A 5,177-nucleotide genomic window follows, 5' to 3' on the forward strand; every position below is an offset into this window, starting at 1 on the left:
TGCAACCGCTCCTGCACCGGCCTTACCGCCTTGTGCATAGGCTTCCACCGCTCCCCAAAAGGCGTGAGCTATCAGGTTCGCTTCTGTATTACCCTCTGTTGCCTGTTTGATTTCTGTGTTGATATAAGGCGAAGCTGCCCCTGCGATTGCCCCTGCCGTTGGACTGCCACCTAAGGCTAAGCCTACTGCATTGGTAACTGCATCAACCCCTTGTCGGTAAGCTCCTCCTGTTTCCCATTTCTCCGCTTCTTGTTCCAGCTCTCGGGCTTTGGTTGTGTTTCCTGCCACTTTCGCCTGCTCTGCCTCTGCCCGTTTGCTTTCTGCGTGATTTGCCACTTTTTCATTGATGGTTGCTACTGTCACTGCTTGGAAGTCTTGAATGGATTTAACCTGATAATCCAACTCTTTTTGCAATTTATCTTTGTCAAAACGGTTTTCAAGTTTACCTGAATGGCTTTCTGCTGTTTCAGTCGTGATGTCGGTTTTTACCTCTTCCTTGATTTGAGTAGCCGTTTTGGCTGTTTGGTTTAATTGTCCTTGTTCATCTCGAATAATCAGGTTCTGCGTGTTAATGCCGGATGTTGTTTGGCTGGATTGGCTGTCTTGGTCTTTACCATAACCCACCACATTACTCACGCTGTGGGTTGGGTTGCCCTCTTTATCCACTTTCTGACCGTTCCAACCACCTTTGTAATCACCTGCTGCACTTACACCTACCGCACTGCCTTTATAGTCTGCGTGGTTATCAAGGTTCGTGGCATTCAGCGTGCCTGTGCTGAAACGGTTTTTACCTTCCGCTTCGGCTTTGTCCGTTGAGGTTACTAACCCAGCTTTTAAATCCGAGTGGTTGGCAATATCAATGTCATAACCCTCATCCCCCGCAAATATCCCTGCCTGTTGAGTGACGCTCGCATAATTCGCATTCATTTTCGATTTGCTGTAACTGGCACTGCCTGAAACGCCATAGCCCACCGTCACTTGTCCGTTGGCACTTTCTNGTGACGCTCGCATAATTCGCATTCATTTTCGATTTGCTGTAACTGGCACTGCCTGAAACGCCATAGCCCACCGTCACTTGTCCGTTGGCACTTTCTTGCTTACCCACATACTTCATTGTATCTTGCAAGTTTTGAATATTGAGATTTTCTGCATTCACTTTGACAGATTTACCCTTGACTTGTGAACCGACAATATTCGTATCACCTCCACTTTCAATTTCCGTTTGGCTAGTTTGGCTTCCCACTTGGCTGCCCACCCAAGCTCGGCTTTCACCGTTGCCATAGCCTTTTGCCACGTTACCACCTGCCGTTACGCCCAGTGCTGCACTGCCTGTGTTGTCAAGCTGTAATGCTATGCCAGCATTAAAACCACTCGATTTGTTTTGACTCCGTTCAAGGTGGTTTTCATCCACGGCTAAAATATTCACATCGCCTTCAGCTTTCAGATGCGTACCTCCTTTGCCTGAGACATCACTACCTGCAATCGTTAAGGTCGAGTTTTTGCCGTCTCCTTTGGTGTTGATATTTACCTTACCTCCGGCGTTGATTTGGCTTTTTTCTACCTTGTTCCCTTCACTATGTTGGGTTTCTACGCTTTTTTGCTCGCCATAGGTAATCGACACACTCACATCTTGGCTTAAGGCTTGCGTTGGGTTTTGGCTTAATGCTTCGGCTAACTTGCCTACTTGCTCTACGGTCCGCATTGCTTCAAAACCAGCATTCACTGCCCCTAATGCATTAATGCGGTCATTTTTACTGCTACCCACCGATTTTGCAGAATTTACGGTGTTTTCAACCGCTTGTATCGCATTCGTTATCGGTGTGCTAATCGCCACCGTCACCCCTTTTTGCTCTGTGGTGCGTTTGTAGTTGCTTTCATAATCCGAACGGGCAGCCGTTACCGTTGCCGTTTTAGCCAAAATATCCACATCACCATCACGGGAAGTCACCACACTGCCCGTTTGTTGGTAGTGATTATCCGCTTTAATTACCGTATCACCGCTTAAACTCCCAACCTGACTCCGTGCCGCACTTTGTTGCATCTGGTCTTGCTCTACCTGCTCTTTCTTCGAGCCTATCGTAAAGCCAAAACCACTGCCCATTAAGCCCGATTTTTTGCTCATACTCAGCTCGTCTTGGTAGCGGGTGTTTATATCCGACACAATAGACACATTATTCTTCGCATCAATATCTAACCCTTCATCGCCTACCACTGAGGAGCCTTTTACCAGCACATCGCCTGATGACGAAACCACATTCACTTTACGTCCGTCTATATTGCTACCGATGGCTTCACTGATGTCGTGTGTGTAACGATATGCAGATGTAGTTTTACTTAAAATACCTCGGCTGGTCGATTTTCTGGCGGTTTCCAATCGCTCTTCCGCTCTGCCTGCCTCAATCCGCACATCCCCTTGGCGTGAGCCGAGCAACACTTCGCCCGATTCACTGCTGATGTCAGACTGGCGAACTACCATATCGCCACCGCTTATCGCACGAATATCCCCTTTCGCCGAAATGATATTACCCACCTCTTGTGTTTGGTCTAAGCGGTAGTAGTTATCGGCATCTCCATTGTAATGCTCTCGGTTTTTGGTCTTTAACGTGGTAATGTTGAGCGAGTTCTTCGCTTCAATATCCATCGTGCCTGCACTATTCAGAAAAGCGGCTTTTACCGTCACATCGCCCCCGCTTTGAATGCTGAACTTGCCGTTATCGCCTGTGACAGCGACACTCGCAAGCCGGTCTAATTGCGTGCGAATAAAGCTGTTCTCTGTATTCACTAAAATTTGCAAAATACTTAACATCATTAACCGCTTGTAACTTATATTTAGATAGCACTACCTAGGGTTATCGTAAGATAAACCAGACCTATAAACCATATGAGTTACTAATTTGAATTTAATATATAATTATATGCTGATCTCATAATTGTATCTAATTCATCAGTTCTAATGACTGTTGTACATATATTCCAAAATCTTTTATCAAAAAAATATTAACCGTTCAAGTTCTGCATATTCAGATTGTGATAAGAAATTATTCTCCACCGCATTTTTCCCTATTCCCCGATAGTACGAGCGTCCTCGTTTGTACCAAAACAAGCGGTTGATTTACTTCTAAAATTTGCAAAATACTCAACATAATTAACCGCTTGTAACTTATATTAAATAGCACTAGTGTGGGTAATAGAACTATCTAAGGAATTTAGATTATATAACTCATCTAACTTCACCTGCATACCATCACTATATTCACTGATAGTTTTGCAAAATTTAATTTTTATTTTTATTCCCTCATATCTAGGATAGGCTACTAAATTTTCGTTTGAATACTCGCCGCCTAGTGAAAACGGAATTATAGGCATAAGAATATTATTTATATCCAACACATTATTATATTTCATCCAGTCCTTAGCTAATTCATATCCAGTATAATAATTATATTTTGATAATAATGTATAAGAAAATTCTTCTATTCCCTTCCCCATAAACTCTAACTCATCAAGTTCAAAGTCATACTTATAAAAATCATCACCTTTGATGCAAAATCCCTCACCTAAAGCATTATCACCAAAAAATATAAGTCCTATGCTCAATTCTAACTTAATTAAGTTATTAATATTAAGTAGGGTTTCTATATCATAAATACGGAAAGTACCTTCAAATGCTACAAAACCATTTTTTTCTCTATATAGTTTTTTTAACTCAACTGGCAAATCTACATTCCTTATACTATTGATAGATTCACTTGATATACTGATTAATTTATTGAAGTACTTCACAAGTTCACTCCTTAATTTCAATTTTGACTTTATCACCATCAGAATACTGCTTACACTGATGCCCTATACAACTACCAGCACCTCTATTATCTTTTGGGGAGATATATCTCACTGATGCTCCTTTACCACCTTCTTTAAACATAGCAGGAGGATACTCATCTCGATCATAGCCTGCTTTACTTGGAGTATCCATTAATGCCTCTTTTCTCCGTTGAGATGCACCTTTTCGATCAATTGTTAAAACTGCTGGCTTACCTTGACCAATTGAATCTTCTATATGGGAAACGGTTTCTGGATATTTAGATCTTGATACAGAAACTGTTCCAAGCGGTCATCATCATTTTTATTCATAATGCCGTGAGCGTACATGCTGGCTAGTTGTTCATTTTCTATATTCATTATATCGATCACAAATTTCTCTAAATTTATAACAGTATTTATAACTGGCATTAAATATAAAACCTTTTCTTCTTAAACAAGAAGCATATATTTTTTCTGATTTTGCCCGATTATCCTCTCCTACTACCCTTGGTAGTCCTGATATATTTTTAATCTCAAATCCTTCAAGGGACTTATTAAAGCAATCCATATCAATATCTCTATTTAAAGGTTGCTTGGTATTTTTATGTATCCAAATATCTTCATCCCAATACGAGGAATATGACGGCATTAACTCCCAAAATAAACATCCAGTCAGAACTAAGGAGGCTAATAAACAAGTAAACAATCTCATTTATTCACCTCATTTACTTTATTAAATTCTCTAATACCACTATTCGGATACACTTTGTTTAAAGTATCTTCTGCTTTTTCCCATTGTTTTCTTTCCTTGTTATCTTTTTTGTCATAAACATACTTCAAATTATTTATATTCTGATTAGCTTCTGAATGTGCTTGACCGAATGACAACCCTGCTACTTGTTTAGCATTAGGATTATTTCCGATAAATAGTCCTCCAAAGCCTGAATAGACAACATCTCCTTTCACACCGTGATATTCGGTATTCACACTGCCAAATAGCTCTTTCGCTTGTTTGTCTATTTCTTCAGACGGATAAGAACCACCTAAATGCAAGAAATTAATCTTCGTGTTCTTATATTCATTTCCAATATACTCCGACCAATTCAACATATTTTTATTGCCCGAAACACCCCGATGGTGCGAGCGTCCTCGCTCGTACCAAGAAAAGCGGTTGATTTACTGCTAAAATTTGCAAAATACTTCACATGATTAACCGCTTGTAACTTATATTAAATAGCACTAGCGTGGACGCTAGCGCTATCGTGGCTCGTATCTAAATTAATGATTGAGGTTGATATTCAAACTTTGTCTTTATTTCATTATTTTCAAACAACAAAATAAATTTAGTCCATTCACCACCCGTATGTTTAAAC

5 protein-coding genes are annotated in these 5,177 nt (G+C 40.6%); all 5 read right to left on the reverse strand.

Going from position 1 to position 5,177, the window contains the following annotated elements; genetic code table 11:
* Window positions 1-871: 871 nt before the first annotated feature.
* Window positions 872-2,809 (reverse strand): hemagglutinin repeat-containing protein, encoded by a 1,938-nt coding sequence (locus tag ACERCG_RS12010; protein ID WP_373612286.1) that lies wholly within the window; start codon window positions 2,807-2,809, stop codon window positions 872-874.
* Window positions 2,810-3,165: 356 nt separating this feature from the next.
* Complete coding sequence (locus ACERCG_RS12015; RefSeq protein ID WP_373612287.1) at window positions 3,166-3,783, reverse strand: hypothetical protein; 618 nt, start codon at window positions 3,781-3,783, stop codon at window positions 3,166-3,168.
* A gap of 4 nt (window positions 3,784-3,787) precedes the next feature.
* Window positions 3,788-4,060: a NucA/NucB deoxyribonuclease domain-containing protein gene (locus ACERCG_RS12020; RefSeq protein WP_373612290.1), complete on the reverse strand. Its 273-nt coding sequence runs from the start codon at window positions 4,058-4,060 to the stop codon at window positions 3,788-3,790.
* A gap of 105 nt (window positions 4,061-4,165) precedes the next feature.
* Window positions 4,166-4,516: a hypothetical protein gene (locus ACERCG_RS12025; RefSeq protein ID WP_373612288.1), complete on the reverse strand. Its 351-nt coding sequence runs from the start codon at window positions 4,514-4,516 to the stop codon at window positions 4,166-4,168.
* Complete coding sequence (locus ACERCG_RS12030) at window positions 4,513-4,914, reverse strand: hypothetical protein (protein ID WP_373612289.1); 402 nt, start codon at window positions 4,912-4,914, stop codon at window positions 4,513-4,515. The genes ACERCG_RS12025 and ACERCG_RS12030 overlap by 4 nt, the downstream gene beginning before the upstream one ends.
* Window positions 4,915-5,177: the final 263 nt, after the last annotated feature.

Source organism: Mannheimia sp. E30BD, from assembly GCF_041807785.1.
Classification (GTDB): Bacteria; Pseudomonadota; Gammaproteobacteria; order Enterobacterales; family Pasteurellaceae; genus Mannheimia.